This window comes from Burkholderia sp. SIMBA_051 (genome assembly GCF_046534915.1).
Lineage (GTDB): Bacteria > Pseudomonadota > Gammaproteobacteria > Burkholderiales > Burkholderiaceae > Burkholderia > Burkholderia ambifaria.
In genome coordinates this window covers 594,463-611,030 of sequence record NZ_JAWRXS010000001.1, presented here as the reverse complement: position 1 = coordinate 611,030, position 16,568 = coordinate 594,463, and the positions used below count along the sequence as shown (strand labels likewise).

Sequence of the window (16,568 nt, the reverse complement as noted above, 5' to 3'; positions counted from 1 at the left end):
GGTGCAAAAGCACTGTAAATATATACAGTGTTCGAGGCGCTTTCAAGTGCTGAATGAATATGCGTGTGCCGCGTGCCGTTTCGGACGAGGGGGAGTGCGGCCGCGAGCGATTCATAGCGACGCGGCGATCGTCTCCCGCAGCCATCGATGCGCGGGATCGCGATGCACGCGTTCGTGCCACAGCATCGACATCTCGTAGCCGGGCACTTCGACCGGCGCTTCCACGACGCGTAATGCGGGTATGTTGCGGACCAGCCGCTCGGGCAGCATCGCGACGAGATCGGTGCTTGCGACGGCCGACATCACGAACAGGAAATGCGGAACCGACAGCACGACACGCCGCGCAGCGCCCGCTTTCGCGAGCGCGTCGTCCGTCACGCCGAAGAAGCCGCCGCCGTCGGGCGACACGATCACGTGTTCCAGCGTGCTGAACTGCGCGAGCGTCGGGCGCCGTTTCAGCTTCGGATGACCGGCACGACCGACGAGCACGTATCGCTCGACGAACAGCGGCAGGCGCCGCATGCCGTCCGGCGACCCTTCGCTCGTATGGAAGGCCAGGTCGATGCCGTTGCGCTCCGCGTCCTGCTCGATGCGCGGCGGCACGAGTTCGACGACGGCGAGCCGCGTAGCGGGGGCGGCCGAGCGCAGCGTGTTCAGCGCGGGCAGCACGATCGTCGATTCGCCGTAGTCGGTGGCGGCCACGCGCCACGTGTTCGTCGCGGTCGCCGGATCGAACGGCGTGGCCGTCAGCACTGCCCGCTCGAGCGCGTCGAGCGCGTCCCGCAACGGCTCGCGCAGCGCTTCGGCGCGGGCGGTCGGCCGCATCCCGCGCGGCCCCGGCAGCAGCAGCGGATCGCCGAACAGATCGCGCAGTTTCTGCAACTGCACGCTGACCGACGGCTGCGACATGTTCAGTTTTTCAGCCGCGCGCGTGACGTTGTGCTCGGCGAGCAGCACGTCGAGCGTGACCAGCAGGTTCAGGTCCAGTCGTCTGAGATTGTTCATAGCTATACCTGGGATATCGGGAATTCATTTCCAATATACCGTTGGCGACGGCATCCTGCAGTCATTCAATCAACGGAGTAGTGAACATGAATGTGCTGATCGTCTATGCCCATCCCGAACCGCGTTCGCTGAACGGCGCGTTGCGCGACTTCGCGGTCGAGCATCTCGAAGCGGCCGGCCACGCCGTGCAGGTGACCGATCTGTACGCGATGAACTGGAAGGCCGCGTTCGACGCGCATGACGTGACCGACCGTGCGCCCGATGCGCGCTTCGATCCCGCGCTCGATTCGAAGCGTGCGTTCGAGACGGGCACGCAACGCGACGACATCGCGCGCGAACAGGACAAGCTGAAGTGGGCCGACGCGGTGATCCTGCAGTTTCCGCTGTGGTGGTTCTCGATGCCGGCGATCATGAAGGGCTGGGTCGAGCGTGTGTATGCGTACGGCTTCGCGTACGGCGTTGGCGAGCATTCCGACCAGCATTGGGGCGACCGTTACGGCGAGGGCTCGCTGGCGGGCAAGCGAGCGATGGTGATCGTCACGACGGGCGGTTGGGAGTCGCACTACAGCGCGCGCGGCATCAACGGGCCGATCGACGACGTGCTGTTTCCGATCCAGCACGGGATTTTGTATTACCCGGGGTTCGACGTGCTGCCGCCGTTCGTGATCTACCGGACGGGGCGGATGAACGACGCGCGCTTTGAGGAAACCCGCGCGGCACTCGGCAAGCGTCTCGACGAACTGTGGACCGCACGGCCGATTCCGTTCCGGCGGCAGAATGCGGGGGACTACGACATTCCGGCGCTGACGCTGAAGGCCGGGATCGCGCCGGAGAAGGCGGGGTTTGCCGCGCACCTCGCGCACGAGCAGTGACGGTGTGCGATCACGGCCGGTCGATGCGCCGCTCGATGCGCAGGCGGCCCGGCGGTTCGAAGTAGGTGCCGAAGCGCACGAGTCCCGTGTTCTTCAGGTGGCAGGTCATTTCGAAGCTGACCAGGATGCCGGGATCGCGGTTGTCGACGATCCCGACGTCGATCGAACGGATGCGCGGCTCGTACTTCAGTAGCGTGGCTTCCATCTGCTGCTTGAGCAGATGCGCCGACGCGGGTAGCGCCTTGTAGATGTTCGTGAGGTCGGGCAACCCGTAGTCGGGCAGGTGCTTGAGCGCGCCGGCCCGCGTATTGAGAATGCGGCGCACGTTCTGCTGCACGCTCAGGCATTCGAGCGTTCGGTCGTCGTAGGCGCCGATCGGCTCGCCGCCGATCTGGCCGAGCAGCATGTCGTAGAGGGAGGGGCCGGCGGTCATCGGTGGTTCGGTTGCTCGATGCGGTTATCGGTCGTGGCCGGGGCGTCGACGAAATCGATCGTCAACGCACCTTCAACGCCGGTCGACAGCACGATGTGTCGCGGCGTGACACCCGTTGCCATCCGGGCAAGCAGCTCACGGGACACGACGGGCAGTACACGCTGGTTCAGGAATGCATCGACACCGCGTGCGCCGGATTCCCGTGACACGCAGTGCTGCGCGATCGATTCGATCAGATCGTCGTCGCATGTGAGCGTGACGGCGTGTTGCCGATGCAGGCGGTCTCCAATCTTGTCCAGTTTGATCCGCACGATCGATGCAAGCGCCGCGGCATCGAGCGGCCGATAGACGAGCGTCTGGAAGCGTGCGAGCAGCGCCGGCTGAAAATGCGCGACCAGCTGCGGATGAATGGCTTCGCGCAACGCGACCTGCGTGATCGACGCGTTCTCGGCCGTCGCGTCGTCGATCTGCGCACTGCCGAGATTGGACGTCATCACGATCACGCAGTTGCGGAAATCGATCTCGCGCCCTTCGCCGTCGCGCATCGTGCCGCGATCGAACACCTGATAGAAAATATCGAGCACGTCGCGATGCGCCTTCTCCACTTCGTCCAGCAGCACGACGCTGTACGGACGCTGGCGCACGGCTTCGGTCAGCACGCCGCCGCGTCCGTAACCGACATAGCCGGGTGGCGAACCCTTGAGTTGCGATACCGTGTGCGCTTCCTGGTACTCCGACAGATTGATCGTCGTCAGCGCCGCGGTGCCGCCGAACAGCGCGTCGGCGAGCGCGAGCGCCGTCTCGGTCTTGCCGACACCGGACGGCCCGGTGAGCAGGAATACGCCGAGCGGCGCGTGCTCGCTTTTCAGGCCGGCCTTGGCGGTGCGCAGGCTCTCCGCCAATGCACCGATCGCATCGTCCTGTCCGACCACGCGTGTCGCGAGCGTCGACTCGAGCGCGAGCAGGCTCCGCAGTTCGTCCTCGACGAGATTGCCGACCGGTACGCCCGTCCATTCGGCGACCACGCGCGCGATCGATTGCGCGTCGACGTCGGGGGAGATCATCGGCGACTTTCCCTGAGCGCTCGCCAGCGCGTCGATTGCATTGATCACGGCAGCAGGATCCGGCGCGGGTTCGGCTGCACCACGAAGCGTGCGCACGGCATCGACGAGTTCGCGCTCCCGTGCGTACTGACCGAGCAGCGTGTCGGCGGTGTCGCGCATCGCGTCGTGCTCCGTATCGATCGCGACACGGCGTTCCGCGATGCTGGCGATGCCCGCGCGGGCGTCCGCATCGAGCGCCGCGCGTTCCAGCTCGAGCGCCGCCAGCGCGGCATGCACCTGTTGCAGTTCCGCCGGCAATACGTCGAGTGCCATCCGCACGCGCGCTGCTGCCGTATCGATCAAGTCGACGGCCTTGTCCGGCAACTGGCGCGCCGGAATGTAGCGGCGCGACAGGCGCACGGCCGCGACGATCGCCTCGTCGCGGATGTGCACCTCGTGATGGGCCGCATAGCGGCTCGCGAGCCCGCGCAGCATCAGGCAGGCGGCTTCGTCGTCCGGCTCGTCGACCTTGACGACCTGGAAGCGCCGTTCGAGCGCCGCATCGCGTTCGAAGTATTGCTTGTATTCGGCCCACGTGGTGGCCGCGATCGTGCGCAACTCGCCGCGTGCGAGCGCCGGCTTCAGCAGGTTGGCGGCATCGGCGCCACCTGCCGCATTACCGGCACCGATCAACGTGTGCGCTTCGTCGATGAACAGCAGGATCGGTGTCGTTGAAGCTCGCACCTCGTCGATCACGTTCTTCAGCCGTTGCTCGAATTCGCCCTTTACACCGGCGCCGGCCTGCAGCAAGCCGAGATCGAGCGTCAGGATGCGCGTGTCGCGGATCGTTTCCGGCACGCCGCCGTCGATCACGCGCAAGGCGAGCCCTTCGACAAGCGCGGTCTTGCCGACGCCCGGTTCGCCAACCAGGATCGGATTGTTCTTGCGGCGGCGCGCGAGTACATCGATCATCTGCCGGATTTCGCGGTCGCGTCCGAAGACGGGGTCGATCTCGCCGCGACGCGCCTTTTCGGTGATGTCGAGGGTGAAGCGCGCGAGTGCGTCGTGCTCGATCGCGCGCGTGGGGGCACGTTGCGTCGCGGCCGCCGACGTCGGTGTTCCAGCTACGGGTAGATCGCCGGACGAGTCGGCTTCGCTTGCCGATACGGGTTCGTCAACCGCGTTTTCGCACGAGCGCCGCCCGAGCCGGGGCAGCACGCGACGAATCTGCGCGCTGGAGACGGACAGCAGCGGCCACGCACGCTGGGTGCGCAGCACATGAGGGGCGTCGACGATCGCTTGCAGCAGGTGCCCCGAACGAATCGAGTCGTCGGGATCGTCGGCGGTCGCATGCGCCCACGCATCCTCCAGCACCGTGGCGAGTTGCCGCGACAGCGCCGGCATGCCGCGCAATGTGCGTGGCATGCGCTCGATCACGTCGATCATCGCATCCCACACGGCGTCGATGTCGAGGTCGTAGTGGCGCAGCAGCGCGGGAATGTCGCCGTCGTCGGCTTCGATCAGCTTCAGCACCCAGTGCTCGACCGCGATTTCGTCCGCGAGCCGGGTCTGGCACAGATTCGCCGCGGCTTCGAGTGCACGCGTGCAGTGAGGATTGAGGCGGCGAATGAGATGGGAAGCGTCCCGGAGCGGCGGCGTCATGTCGGTATCGGATCAGGAAGGGAGAAGGGCGGGCGCCCCTGAGGAGCGGAATCCCGCCGCGCAAGCGCGACGGATTCCGCCAGGCGGTCAGTCCATCAGGAACGTTCGTTCCAGGTGTCCTTGTGGATGATGTTGCCGTCCTTGTACGACCACGTGATCGTCTCGTAACGCAGTTCCACGTCTTCGAGATGGTTGTGCTTCTCGTAGTCCGGGTTCTTGATGTCGAGCATCTTCGGCTTCACCGCGACGATCTTCACGTTGTCGAGCTTGGTGTTGAAGTATTCCTTTTCCTTGCCTGCGTCGTCGATTCGATACCACTTGATCTCGACCGACTTCAGCGTCTGGCCGCTCGTCACGGCCTTGTACAGGTACGGCGTCGACGCGTCGGTCTCCTTCGTCAGCGTGATCGGCTTGTGCACGCGCGTGCCGGTCAGCTTGCCCGTATTGCCGTCGGTCGGAATGTGCACGCCATGATCGAACGCGACCAGTTCGACGCTACCCTCGCGATCCTGGACGGTTACCGAACCCTTGATGTCCGCGCCACCGTCGTCCTTGAGCCACATGTAGGCCGGAATTGCCATTTGTTCACTCCTTCTTCTTCGTACTGCGAATCGCCGGAACCGAATTCCGGCGCTGATAACCCCGGGGCGACCGCCCCGGGAACCCAAACGCGTGTTACCTCGCGGCGCCGGTCGGGACGGCAGGCACCGGTGTATCGGGCACGAGCGTGATCTCGACCCGACGATTCTTCGCCCGCCCTTCCGGCGTGGCGTTGTCCGCGACCGGCCGCGTATCGCCGTAGCCCTGGATCGCGAACCGTGTCGGCGGGATACCGGACGCTTCGACGAGCCAGTCGCGCACGGCCGACGCGCGATCGATCGACAGCTTCAGATTGCGATCGGGCCGACCCTGATCGTCCGCATAGCCGGCGACGAGCACGCGTTTGCCCGGATGGGCCTTGATCAGTTCGAGCGCATCGACCATCGCGCGCGTGGTGCCCGTTCGGAGCCTTGCCTTGCCGCTGTCGAATAGCGACATGCTGTCCAGCGTGACGACGGCGGGCGGCGGCGGGGGCGGTTCGTACGACGCGATTGCGTCGTTGAGCACGGGCAGCAGCGGTGCGCCGCGATAGGTGCCGAACGACAGCCGGAGCGGCACGCCGACCCGTGCGTACCGGTCGAGCTGATCGCGGTCCGACGCAAGGACGCGGAGCGCGTCGCGTTTGGCCGCGTCGTGCGTGGCGGGGATACGGTTGTAGTGTTGGAGGTGCTCGCCGATGCGGGTCATCAACGCCTCGTTGTTCTTTGCGGCGCCGCAGATGGCGGCGATTGCGGCGCAGGCGACGATCGCGATGACGTGCGCGGCGGCGGTGATGCGCGGCGACCGCCACGTGCGGCGCGGCATCGCGTCGATCAGCGGCTGCGGCAATGGCCACGGCGTCGGCGACGCAGGCAGTGCGGCCGGGGCGATACCTGTCAGGCTGCGGACTTCACGTTCCCACGGTTTGCCGGGGCCGCTCGCCGGGCCATGGTCGATCCAGCCCGCGCCGAACAACGGCCACGGCGATGCGGGCTGGCGTCGATCCGTCAGCGTGTTGAACACGACGCGTCGGGTCCATCCGATCATCGATGCGACGCCGGCGGCGCGTGCCGCGACCGCGGGGCTGCCGTCGGCATGGAGCGCATCCGACTCGGCTGCTTCGATCGTGGTGTCGAAGCGATGCGTGTTGACGATGGCCGATCCGGTCGACATGCCATACCACCGGGCCGCCGATTCGACGGCGGGCAACGTCGCCGCGGCATTTGCGTTCGAGAGCCGCTGATAGAGGGCGACATAGCCCGGCAGCGACGTGCCGAGCATGCGGGACGCATCGGCCACGGCTTGCCGGATCACGCGCAGCGACTGCGACAGCGTGTCGTCGTTCGCATGAAGGCCCGGCGCGACCGCCAGCACGACACAATCCGGCGCATGACCGTCCCGCCACTGGCGGACCGCGACGGCAAGCCGGGGAAGATCCTGAGGGCGGTCGGCTCGCAACCAGATCGCGCCGTCGCCGACATGCACGAAACGCGACATGGCCGTATCGCGATCGAACAACGCGGACAGACCGTCGCCCGTGACGAGCGCGAGCGGCATTCTCGTGCGCAGCGTGACGGGCAGGTCGGCGGTCGCCGCGCCCAGTTGTGCGATCACCTGAACGTTTTGTTCGCGGGCGCGCGTCAATCCGAGCGAATGCAACCAGACGATCAGCGCGGAAAGCGCGACGACGAGCGCTACCCATCCCCACATGACGCCGCGCTCGACGGGTACAACCCACCCGACGACGGCCAGTGCCAGTGCCGCGGACAGCGTCACGACCGTCCGGACCGGATAGCCCAGGCCCGACAACGCCGCGCGTGCCGCATTGGAATCGGCGCGGGTTGCTGCCGTAGGGAGCATGGTGCCCGAACTCACGGCCGTTTCGCTTGCTGGACGAGTTGGGCCAGTTCGGCATCGAGGATCCGATCCCACGCGAACCAGACGAGTATCGCGATGACGCATGCCGCGCCCGCGATCATCCATGGCGACACATGCCTGAGCCGGTCGAGCAGTCGCGTGTTGGAGCGATCGGTGACGAATCCCGGGCGGACCGCCGGGCGCAATTGATCGATCTGCGCAACCAGCGCGGCGATCAGTGCCTGACGTTTCGCCTCACCGTCATGGGTGCCCGCGGACGACCCCGAGCGAGCGGCATACCGGCCACGGAATCCCAGGCCGAGAACGGCCGCATAGCATTCGAGCAGGTCGACGTTCGGCACAGGCTCGCGCATCCGGTAGTCGAGCCGCTCGTAGATGCGCGTGCCTGCATCGTGCGTGCCGAATCGCTCGACCTGTAGCGGCGTGGATTCCCACTTCGCCTTGGCGGAAGCCGGCAGGTGTCGCAGTGCGACTTCGTCGATCAGCCCGCACTGGGCGATGATCGCGTCGTCCCGTACGTCCGCGGCAATGCCTTGCGCATCGAGCGCGGTCGCGAACTGCGCGACCAGCAGGCGACACTGCTCACGCAGGCTTGCGGCGTTGTCGACTTCGCCGCCGTTCGACAGGTGAGTGACGAGCAATGCGGTATCGCGCAACAGCGCGCGCATCGAAGATCGCTGTGCATGACCGGAAGATGGATCGTGCGCAAGCAGCGCGGTTTCGTGACGCATGGAGGCGACGGCATTCATCAGCGCAGCACCGCATAAAGTTCGAGCGACGCGTCGGGAATCGACGCGGGCAGATAGATCTGGCAAGCGCGCGCGGCGAGCATCCGCGCGTGCGTGGCGTCGTGCGCATCGAGCGCGAAATAGTGGTTGTCCAGCCGGACCGGTATGGCGCCGGGCACCCGCTGCACGGCTTTGAGCGGAATTCCCGCCACCGCCGAATTGACGATGTGCTCGACGTCGTCCGGTGCGCCGATCTTGCAGAGGCGCGGAAACTGTTCGAGCAGCTCGAGCGCCGGCAACGCGGCATTGACGGATAGATACCAGTCCGCGGCGTCTTCGACGATGCGCTCGTCGCGGAACTGACCGACCCAGGTCGTCGGCGTCGTATGCGAGAGCCCGATCGAGACGACGCGCGACGGAATGATCGCGTCGAGCAGATCGCGGATCAGCGATTCGAGCGCTGCGAACACGTCATGGGCGCTCGCGTGGTCGTAGGGTGGAATGTCGGTCAGCGACACGCGTGTCGAGAACGTGATCAGCGAGCCGGCCAGTTGGGCGAGCACCTGGTACAGGCGATCGGTCGGCTGCGCCGGGTGCGACGCGAGGAAGCGCAGTTGCGGCCACGCCTGGTGAATGCAATGCAGGAGCCAGAACAGCTGGACGTCGGCGACGCCGTACTCGGCCACCTGCTCGATGCGCTCGCTGCGGCGCGCACCGAGGAGCGCACTTTTGGCGGCGAGGATGTCGGCGATCCGCCGAATACGCTCGATATGCAGCGTGTGCCCGGATAGCGCGAGACAGGGCGGCACGTATCGGCGATCGACCTGGAACTGCCCGCTCGTCGTGCGCGTGAGGCGTGCGATCGCGCATGCCGTGTCGTCGGCGTGCGATTCGAAGCCGAACAGCAACCGGACGGCGTGACGCTCGGCGGCAATTTCGGTTTCGGCCGAGCCGTTCAGGTCCGTCACCTTGACGAACTCGCGATACGCGCGACGCGGGCGGGCCAGCGCCGTTTCGCCGAAACGGCAGTTGCTGCCGTTCGCGTCCGGTAGCGCGAGCGCGGCGAGTACGTCGACGGTCTGTGTATCGGCGGGAATTTCGCCGACGAGGTCGCGCGCCGGCGGCAATGCGTCGGCGACGGTCGTGTCGATCGGCGTGCCGTCAGGGAAGCGCAATTGCAGCCGCGCAAGCTTCAGGCGGCCGGAGGACAGCGCCTCCTCGTCGATGTCGACGTTCAGCGTTCCCCATGGCGATACGGCGACAGCCGAAGCCAGTTGTTGCAGCGCGAACCCGTTCCAGCGCTCCTGCTGCTGGAAATGCTGCTGCGTAAGAATCAGCCCTTCATGCCAGAGCGGTTTGTCGATCCGCATGGTGTGGTCAATACCGATGTAGGAATTATGAGGCGCCGATTCTATACATCGTTTTCTGATTTCGTATACCCCGTTTTATTCGAATTTGTTGTGAAATGTCTCGGATAAATTGAGATAAATGGGATGTTTATTTTGAGATTTATTGGGTGCGGGGTGTTTCGTCGGTGCGAGCGGTGTCGAGTGGAGTTTTTATTGAGATTTTGTGTTCCGTGTTTTTTGTGGAAGTCGCATATAAATCAAAATGTTGTGAGATCGTTGTAAATTTGCTTGATAGTGATTTGCGGGCGAGCGTGTGGGATTCGGATAGCGTGTCTGGAATGCATCAGGGAATCGGACTAGTCTCATTTGCAAAAGACCTCGTGTCGTTAATTTTCAATTTTCCGTGTTTCGGGTTTACTCGCTGACAAAGAGCGTGATATTTTCTGCCGCCTGAGTCGGATATCGGGCCGCGAATATCCGGATGGGCCGTTCGTCGATGCACGTTGCGGGGTTGGCATGGGCGGTACGGACGGCGATGCACCCATGACTTGCGGGTGCGTGTCGCGGAGTCTTCAAGCTTCCTGAGATAAGGAGAACGAATTGGATAGCTTTCAGCGAGAGATCCCGAAGAGCCGGGTGTCGATCACGCTCGACCTGCATACGGGTGGAGCGCAGAAGAAGGTCGAGTTGCCCCTGAAGCTGCTGGTCGCCGGCGACTTCAGTGCCGGCCGTGAGCAGGCGCCGCTTGCCGAGCGCAAGAAGGTGAACATCGACAAGAACAACTTCGATGCCGTGCTGGCCGACTATGCGCCGGATCTCAGGATCGCCGCGGACAACACGCTGGCCGGCGACGGTTCGGAACTGCCCGTCAACCTGTCGTTCCGCTCGATCAAGGATTTCGCGCCCGAGCAGGTCGCGCGCCAGATTCCCGAGCTGCAGGCGCTCCTCGCGATGCGCAATCTGCTGCGCGACCTGAAATCGAACCTGCTCGACAACGGCACGTTCCGTCGCGAGTTCGAGAAGGTGCTGAAGGACGATCGCCTGTCCGCGAAGCTGCGCGGCGAACTCGCGCAGATCGCGACCGCCGCGACGCAGCCGGAAGGGCATGCGTGAAACGCGCTGGGCAAAACGCGCGTTCAGCGCATTCCGCAACATCGTAGCGATTCGATCGCAGACAGGACACGCCATGAAATCCACTGAAACGCAGCACGCCGGCGCGAGCGAGACCGTCGTGCTGGACGCCCCGCACGGGGATATCGACAGCGTCTATGCGTCGCTGTGCAGCAAGATCAACCTGAAGCCCGTCAGCGAAGCGCGCCCGCTCGAGGCGTTCCGCGACAACGACATGCTGTCCGAGGCGTCGGCCGACGAGCGCATCGCGCGCGGGATGGGCGCATTCCTCGAACTCGTCGCTAACGCGAGCCAGCCGGTTGACCGCCTCGACAAGTCGCTGCTCGATTTCCATATCGGCCAGATCGACCGGCAGATCAGCCGCCAGCTCGACGCCGTGATGCATACGCAGGAATTCCAGGCGCTCGAGGCACGCTGGCGCGGCCTGAAGATGCTCGTGAGCCGCACCGATTTCCGCAAGAACGCCCGCATCGAAGTGCTCGACGTGTCGAAGGACGCGCTGCAGCGCGACTTCGAGGACACGCCGGAACTGATCCAGAGCGGCCTGTACCGCCTGACGTACATCGAGGAATACGACACGCCGGGCGGTCAGCCGATCAGCGCGATGATCAGCGACTTCGAGTTCGCGAATTCGCCGATGGACGTCGCACTGCTGCGCAACATCTCGAAGGTGGCGGCCGCCGCGCACATGCCGTTCATCGGCTCGGTCGGGCCGGCGTTCTTCGGCAAGCAATCAATGGAGGAAGTCGCCGCGATCCAGGATATCGGAAACTATTTCGATCGCGCCGAGTACATCAAGTGGAAGAGCTTCCGCGATACCGACGATGCGCGTTACGTCGGCTTGACGATGCCGCGCGTGCTCGGCCGTTTGCCGTACGGCAAGGACACGGCACCGGTGCGGGCATTCAACTACGAGGAGGCCGTCAAGGGCCCCGACCACGACAAGTACCTGTGGATGAATGCGTCGTTCGCGTTCGCGGCGAACATGGTGCGCAGCTTTGTTAGCAACGGCTGGTGCGTGCAGATCCGCGGCCCGCAGGCAGGCGGCAAGGTCGAGGATCTGCCGGTTCACCTGTACGACCTCGGCACCGGCCACCAGCCGAAGATCCCGACCGAGGTGCTGATCCCCGAAACGCGCGAATTCGAGTTCGCGAATCTCGGCTTCATTCCGCTGTCGTTCTACAAGAACCACGACTTCGCGTGCTTCTTCTCCGCGAACTCGGCGCAGAAGCCCGCGCTGTACGAGACCCGGGAAGCGACCGCGAACAGCCGTATCAACGCACGGCTGCCGTACATCTTCCTGCTGTCGCGCATCGCGCACTACCTGAAGCTGATCCAGCGGGAGAACATCGGCACGACCAAGGATCGTCGTCTGCTCGAGCTCGAGTTGAACAACTGGATCAAGGGGCTCGTGACCGAGATGAAGGATCCGGGTGACGAGCTGCAGGCGTCGCATCCGTTGCGCGAGGCGAAGGTCACGGTCGAGGACATCGAGGACAATCCGGGCTTCTTCCGGATCAAGCTGTTCATCGTCCCGCACTTCCAGGTCGAAGGGATGGATATCGGGCTGTCGCTCGTGTCGCAGATGCCGAAGTCCAAGAACTGATCTGACGTTAGTCGCAGTGGCGCCGGGGTGGACAGGGGCACCCCGGCGTGCCGTGCAGTCGCGCAACCGAGAGATTCCATGTCGATGATTCTGCCTTCGCAGGCTTATGAATTGAAGCTGGCGCCGCACCCGGCGCCGTTCTCGATCCTGAAGTTCACCGGGCTGGACCGCGTGAGCCAGCTCTATCGATACGAGATCGAATTCACGAGCCCGATGGCAGGGATCCCGATGGATCAGGTGCTGGGGCGATCGGCCAAGTTCAGCGCGGATCCGGTCGATTCGAACATGGATTACCTGCGCAAGATGTTCGGGGAGAACGCCGCGCAGTTCAGCGCAAAGCCGGCGGCGTATACGGTTCATGGCGTGATCACGCAGTTCGACGAGTTGGAGACGTCGGCGGACGAAACGCGCTACCGGGTCGTGCTGGAGCCGACACTGGCCGATCTCGATCGCGGCGTGACCAGCCGGTTGTTTCAGAAGCAGTCGGTCGAGGAGATCGTGACCGACACGTTGCGACATTACGGGTACCGCGCGGGTGTCGATTTCCAGTTTCAGCTGCGTGGACAGTACAAGCGTCGCGAGTACGTGACGCAGTATCACGAGACGACGTTTGCCTTCATTCAGCGCCTTTGCGCGGAAGAAGGGATCTGGTTTCGCTGGGAGCAAAAGAAGGATCGCGCAGTGGTTGTGTTCGGCGACGATCTGGATGCCTATGCGCGCAAGCAGCGCATGGTGCAGTATCGGCGTGACTCGGGGCTCGAGAGTGTCGGTGCGGATGCGATCAAGACGCTCGGGCGCGAGATGAAGCGTGTGCCCGAGGCGGTGCGGCTGCACGACTACAACCATCGACAAGCCGAGGTATCGCTGCTGGTCGAGGAAAACGCCGCGCGCGACGACAAGACGACGAGCGCGGTCGATTATCGCTGGGGCGAGCATTACGAGACGCCGGAGGAGGGCAAGCGGGTTGCGCGGTTGCGGCACGAGGCCTATCTGGCGACGCAGATCACGTTCAAGGGGACGGGCAATCCGTTCTGGCTCGAAGCCGGCGAGGTGATGCGGGTCGAGCCGAAACCGGCTGACGCGAAGCACGGGGTTTTCGTTACGTCGGTCGAGTCGCACGGCGGGCGGAATGAGTCGTTCTGGGTGGCGTTCGAGGGAATTCCGTCGGATCGCGTGTGGCGCACGCCGGTGGCATCGGTTTCGCGGCCGGTGGTGGACGGGATTCTGCCGGCGCGGATTGCGTCGCCGGGCAACTACAAGTATGCGTATCTGACCGAGCAGGGCTGGTACGTGATCAAGCTGCCGTTCGATCTCGATGAATGGAGCCCGGGCGGGACGAGCCGGCCTGTGCGGTTTGCGAAGCCGTACAGCGGCGACAACTACGGGCATCACTTTCCGTTGATCGACGGGGCGGAGGTGGCGATCGTCCATACGGACGGCGATCCGAACCGGCCGGTGATCATCGGGGCGATGCATGACAGCGTGCATCCGGATCTGGTGAACAACCTGAACCATACGCGGAACCTTATTCGGACGGCTGCGCGGAATGAGTTGCGGATGGAGGATAAGGAGGGGAGTGAGCATATTCATCTCACGACGCCAACTCAGACCAGTGAGCTGAATCTGGGGCACATGGTTGATGATGCCCGTCACGAACGAGGTCAAGGGGCCGAGCTACGTACCGACGGGCATCTTGCCGCGCGCGGCCCGAAGGGCATGCTGCTGAGTACCGAGGCGCAGGTCGGAGCGTCGGGGCACCAGCTCGACATGAAAGGCGCGCAGGAGCAGCTGCAGCGGGCAATCGACCGCATGGAGTCGCTTTCCGAGGCGGTGCGGGCTGCAGAGGCGACCGTCGCCGAGCTGCAGCAGCAGAAGTCGTTCTATGCGGAAGCACTGGATGGCTTGAAACGCTCTGCAATTCTCGCGAGTGCACCCTCGGGTATCGGGCTCACGTCCGGGGCGCATTTGCAGGTCAATGCAGACCGGAATCTGATCGCGACTGCCGGCGGGAATTTCGACGTCGGAATCATGCGGAACTTCACCGTCGCGGCGGGAAGACAGGTATCGCTCTTCGCGCAGGCACAGGGGGTGCGGGTCACCGCAGCCAAACAGGATGTTGTCGTCCAGGCCCGCACGGGTGCGATGGCGCTATCGGCATCGAAGGACTTGAACTTCACCAGTAGCGATGGCGCGATTCTCGCGGCCTCGCGTGGTGCGCTGACACTGACAAGCGGTGGCGCCTATCTCAAGATCGATGGCGGCAACATCGAACTCGGATGCCCGGGCGATATCACGCTCAAGTGTGGAAATTTCCGCTGGACCGGTCCCGCTTCTCTTTCGGCTCCCCTACCGAGTATGCCCATTGGGCCATGCAAGGAGTGTTTGCTGGATGCGCACCGTGGTGTCGAAGCGATGACGGAGGTCGCCTGATGACCGGAACCGAGCTTGCGATGTCGACCGGCGATTCGGACGCGGCATGGGAGGTGTGGCGTAATCGATTGTTGGCGCAATTCGAAGCGTTTGATGCCGAGGACGTTTCGGCCTACCTTTACATACTCGCCGATGCACGTGCCAATCCGGATCTCGACAAGCTGCTGGTTCAGGTCCCCAGGCTTGAATGGCAGTCGCTGTGGGGCGGCACCGTTCTCGAGTCCTATACGGACATCGCCCCCTATCTGATTGCGATCGATCGCTTCGCGTTGGATGATGCGCGCGATCTGCAGAGCCGGCTCGTGCGGCGGCTCTGGAAAGAGGCGAGCGAACTGCACATGCTGACGTGGATATGGTCTCCGTTTCCGAGTCAGTTTCTGATTGAGCATTTTCGATCGTTCTGTCGTTATTCGACGCCGGACAAGCGCGCGTACTTCCTGCATTTTTACGATAACCGGATTCTTGCGCGGTTGAGGGCGGTCTGGACCGGAGAACAGGCGCAGACGTTTCTCGCGCCGTGCGCCGAGATCTGGTATCGCGATCGCGAATTGAGCGAGATCGTATGGTGTAACGATGCGGGTGCGACCGATGGTGTAGCCGGGGAAGAGCAGGCGATGACGGCGGAGCAGCACACGGCGTTGCTGCAGCTTGGCCGTGCCGACAAGCTCGTGATGCAACTGCGCACGATGTATGGAGCGATGCTCGACGATTTTACGGATCTGGCGCTTTACCGAAGTGTTTCTGAACAGTTGGAGCGTGCCGATCGATACCGTATAGCCGACGATGACGATCTCTTGAACTACGTTTCAAAGGGCGTCGTCATTTCGCCGCGGTTCGATCAACATCCGGTGATTCACGAGCGGCTGGCCCGCGCGATGAACGGCGAGCAGAAGTTTGGGGATGCGTTGAGTCGTATCGACGCTGATGTGTTGCGGGAGGCGTCTCGCATGACCACGGATTGCGCGGATGCGGGAGGGACCTCGCATGATTAGGTGGCTCTTCGCCTTATTGGCGGTCGCGATAGCGCTAACGCAAGCCGGCTGCGACGCGTTTCCATCCGAGCCGACCTACCGCGGCGTCAGCATCATGGGGCTCAATTACACGCCGTTCAATCTGAGCGATTTCACGATTCGTGACAAGTACGGCAACAGAGCGAGTGGAGGGGGGGATTTGCCGCCGGGTTCGGGAGCCGGCAGTCTAACTTGCTGCTACAAGCTGAAGGGAACGGATTTCACGGTTGAGTGGGAGGTCTATGACGCGGATGAAGCCATCAAGGACCTATATGCGCCCATCAAGAAGATCCACAAGACGACTGAGGTCAAATTTCCGCCAACGAAAGTTGCCGGTGGAGCAGGGGAGGACGTGCTTGCCGTGCACTTTTATCCAGACGATCACATCGAGTTTGAGATTCGTAACGACATGAGCGGGACGAGGATCGATTACACGGAAGTGGATTACTGGTTTCAAACCAAATACGGGAAGGCGGCGAACCCGGACAACGCAGATATGGCCGTAGCGTATAGGCGCACAGCGCGCGTTGCGTCGCAAGGGTGGCTGAAGTACCGCCTGACTGATTCAACGGATTTGGAGCAGTACGTGTACTACACGCAACTCATCAACCCGAAGTTCGATGAGCATCCTGTCGTGCAGCGGATCTTGAAGGACACCAAAGGCAAGCCTGGAGCCTTCGGCACAGCGATGCAGAGTTTGCCAGATGCTGTTGTACAGGAGATCAAGCAAGGGCGCTTCGATTAGGCATTGTTTCGTAGTGTTGGGTATCGATCATCAGAGGCGGCTCTGATAGGACGAACGTGTTTGCGAGAGGCCGTTTATGTGGCGGATTGTGTTCTTG

Annotated in this window: 13 protein-coding genes; 6 read left to right on the top strand and 7 right to left on the bottom strand. The window is 63.6% G+C overall.

What is annotated here, in order from left to right:
• Positions 1-111: 111 nt before the first annotated feature.
• The gene (locus SB771_RS02645) at positions 112-1,005 is read right to left on the bottom strand and encodes a LysR family transcriptional regulator (RefSeq protein ID WP_175659655.1); all 894 of its coding nucleotides are present in this window, start codon (positions 1,003-1,005) and stop codon (positions 112-114) included.
• 86 nt (positions 1,006-1,091) lie between these two features.
• On the opposite strand from SB771_RS02645, the gene SB771_RS02640 reads away from it, so the two are divergent.
• Complete coding sequence (locus SB771_RS02640; protein ID WP_175659654.1) at positions 1,092-1,877, top strand: NAD(P)H-dependent oxidoreductase; 786 nt, start codon at positions 1,092-1,094, stop codon at positions 1,875-1,877.
• 10 nt (positions 1,878-1,887) lie between these two features.
• On the opposite strand, the gene tssE is transcribed toward SB771_RS02640, so the two are convergent.
• The 6 genes from tssE to tssK form a co-directional block, all read right to left on the bottom strand.
• Positions 1,888-2,310, bottom strand: coding sequence for a type VI secretion system baseplate subunit TssE (gene tssE / locus SB771_RS02635; RefSeq protein WP_105786623.1), 423 nt, complete (start codon positions 2,308-2,310; stop codon positions 1,888-1,890).
• Entirely contained in the window at positions 2,307-5,015 is a 2,709-nt protein-coding gene (gene tssH, locus SB771_RS02630; protein WP_175659653.1) for a type VI secretion system ATPase TssH, read from the bottom strand. Before tssH ends, tssE begins: the two co-directional genes overlap by 4 nt.
• A gap of 95 nt (positions 5,016-5,110) precedes the next feature.
• Positions 5,111-5,596, bottom strand: a complete 486-nt coding sequence (locus tag SB771_RS02625) for an Hcp family type VI secretion system effector (protein ID WP_006750272.1) — start codon at positions 5,594-5,596, stop codon at positions 5,111-5,113.
• 94 nt (positions 5,597-5,690) lie between these two features.
• On the bottom strand, positions 5,691-7,454 hold the full coding sequence (locus SB771_RS02620) for an OmpA family protein (protein ID WP_175659652.1): 1,764 nt from the start codon (positions 7,452-7,454) through the stop codon (positions 5,691-5,693).
• Between the two features lie 11 nt (positions 7,455-7,465).
• Complete coding sequence (locus SB771_RS02615) at positions 7,466-8,140, bottom strand: DotU family type IV/VI secretion system protein (RefSeq protein WP_175659778.1); 675 nt, start codon at positions 8,138-8,140, stop codon at positions 7,466-7,468.
• Between the two features lie 80 nt (positions 8,141-8,220).
• Positions 8,221-9,570 carry a type VI secretion system baseplate subunit TssK gene (gene tssK / locus SB771_RS02610; protein ID WP_175659651.1) on the bottom strand — a complete coding sequence of 450 codons (1,350 nt, stop codon included), beginning with the start codon at positions 9,568-9,570 and terminating at the stop codon, positions 8,221-8,223.
• A gap of 579 nt (positions 9,571-10,149) precedes the next feature.
• Here tssK and tssB point away from each other — a divergent pair.
• From tssB to SB771_RS02585, 5 genes are all read left to right on the top strand, one after another.
• Entirely contained in the window at positions 10,150-10,662 is a 513-nt protein-coding gene (gene tssB, locus SB771_RS02605; protein ID WP_006750268.1) for a type VI secretion system contractile sheath small subunit, read from the top strand.
• 73 nt (positions 10,663-10,735) lie between these two features.
• Entirely contained in the window at positions 10,736-12,286 is a 1,551-nt protein-coding gene (gene tssC, locus SB771_RS02600; RefSeq protein ID WP_006750267.1) for a type VI secretion system contractile sheath large subunit, read from the top strand.
• Between the two features lie 78 nt (positions 12,287-12,364).
• On the top strand, positions 12,365-14,716 hold the full coding sequence (locus tag SB771_RS02595; protein WP_175659650.1) for a type VI secretion system Vgr family protein: 2,352 nt from the start codon (positions 12,365-12,367) through the stop codon (positions 14,714-14,716).
• Entirely contained in the window at positions 14,716-15,708 is a 993-nt protein-coding gene (locus SB771_RS02590; RefSeq protein WP_175659649.1) for a DUF4123 domain-containing protein, read from the top strand. Before SB771_RS02595 ends, SB771_RS02590 begins: the two co-directional genes overlap by 1 nt.
• Positions 15,701-16,471, top strand: a complete 771-nt coding sequence (locus SB771_RS02585; protein ID WP_175659648.1) for a DUF3304 domain-containing protein — start codon at positions 15,701-15,703, stop codon at positions 16,469-16,471. Before SB771_RS02590 ends, SB771_RS02585 begins: the two co-directional genes overlap by 8 nt.
• The last annotated feature ends 97 nt before the right edge of the window (positions 16,472-16,568 follow it).

Coding starts and splice junctions, on each gene's coding strand:
- SB771_RS02645 (WP_175659655.1), bottom strand. CDS start 1,005: ATGAACAATCTCAGACGACTGGACCTGAACCTGCTGGTCACGCTCGAC.
- SB771_RS02640 (WP_175659654.1), top strand. CDS start 1,092: ATGAATGTGCTGATCGTCTATGCCCATCCCGAACCGCGTTCGCTGAAC.
- tssE (WP_105786623.1), bottom strand. CDS start 2,310: ATGACCGCCGGCCCCTCCCTCTACGACATGCTGCTCGGCCAGATCGGC.
- tssH (WP_175659653.1), bottom strand. CDS start 5,015: ATGACGCCGCCGCTCCGGGACGCTTCCCATCTCATTCGCCGCCTCAAT.
- SB771_RS02625 (WP_006750272.1), bottom strand. CDS start 5,596: ATGGCAATTCCGGCCTACATGTGGCTCAAGGACGACGGTGGCGCGGAC.
- SB771_RS02620 (WP_175659652.1), bottom strand. CDS start 7,454: ATGCTCCCTACGGCAGCAACCCGCGCCGATTCCAATGCGGCACGCGCG.
- SB771_RS02615 (WP_175659778.1), bottom strand. CDS start 8,140: ATGCGCGCGCTGTTGCGCGATACCGCATTGCTCGTCACTCACCTGTCG.
- tssK (WP_175659651.1), bottom strand. CDS start 9,570: ATGCGGATCGACAAACCGCTCTGGCATGAAGGGCTGATTCTTACGCAG.
- tssC (WP_006750267.1), top strand. CDS start 10,736: ATGAAATCCACTGAAACGCAGCACGCCGGCGCGAGCGAGACCGTCGTG.
- SB771_RS02595 (WP_175659650.1), top strand. CDS start 12,365: ATGTCGATGATTCTGCCTTCGCAGGCTTATGAATTGAAGCTGGCGCCG.
- SB771_RS02590 (WP_175659649.1), top strand. CDS start 14,716: ATGACCGGAACCGAGCTTGCGATGTCGACCGGCGATTCGGACGCGGCA.
- SB771_RS02585 (WP_175659648.1), top strand. CDS start 15,701: ATGATTAGGTGGCTCTTCGCCTTATTGGCGGTCGCGATAGCGCTAACG.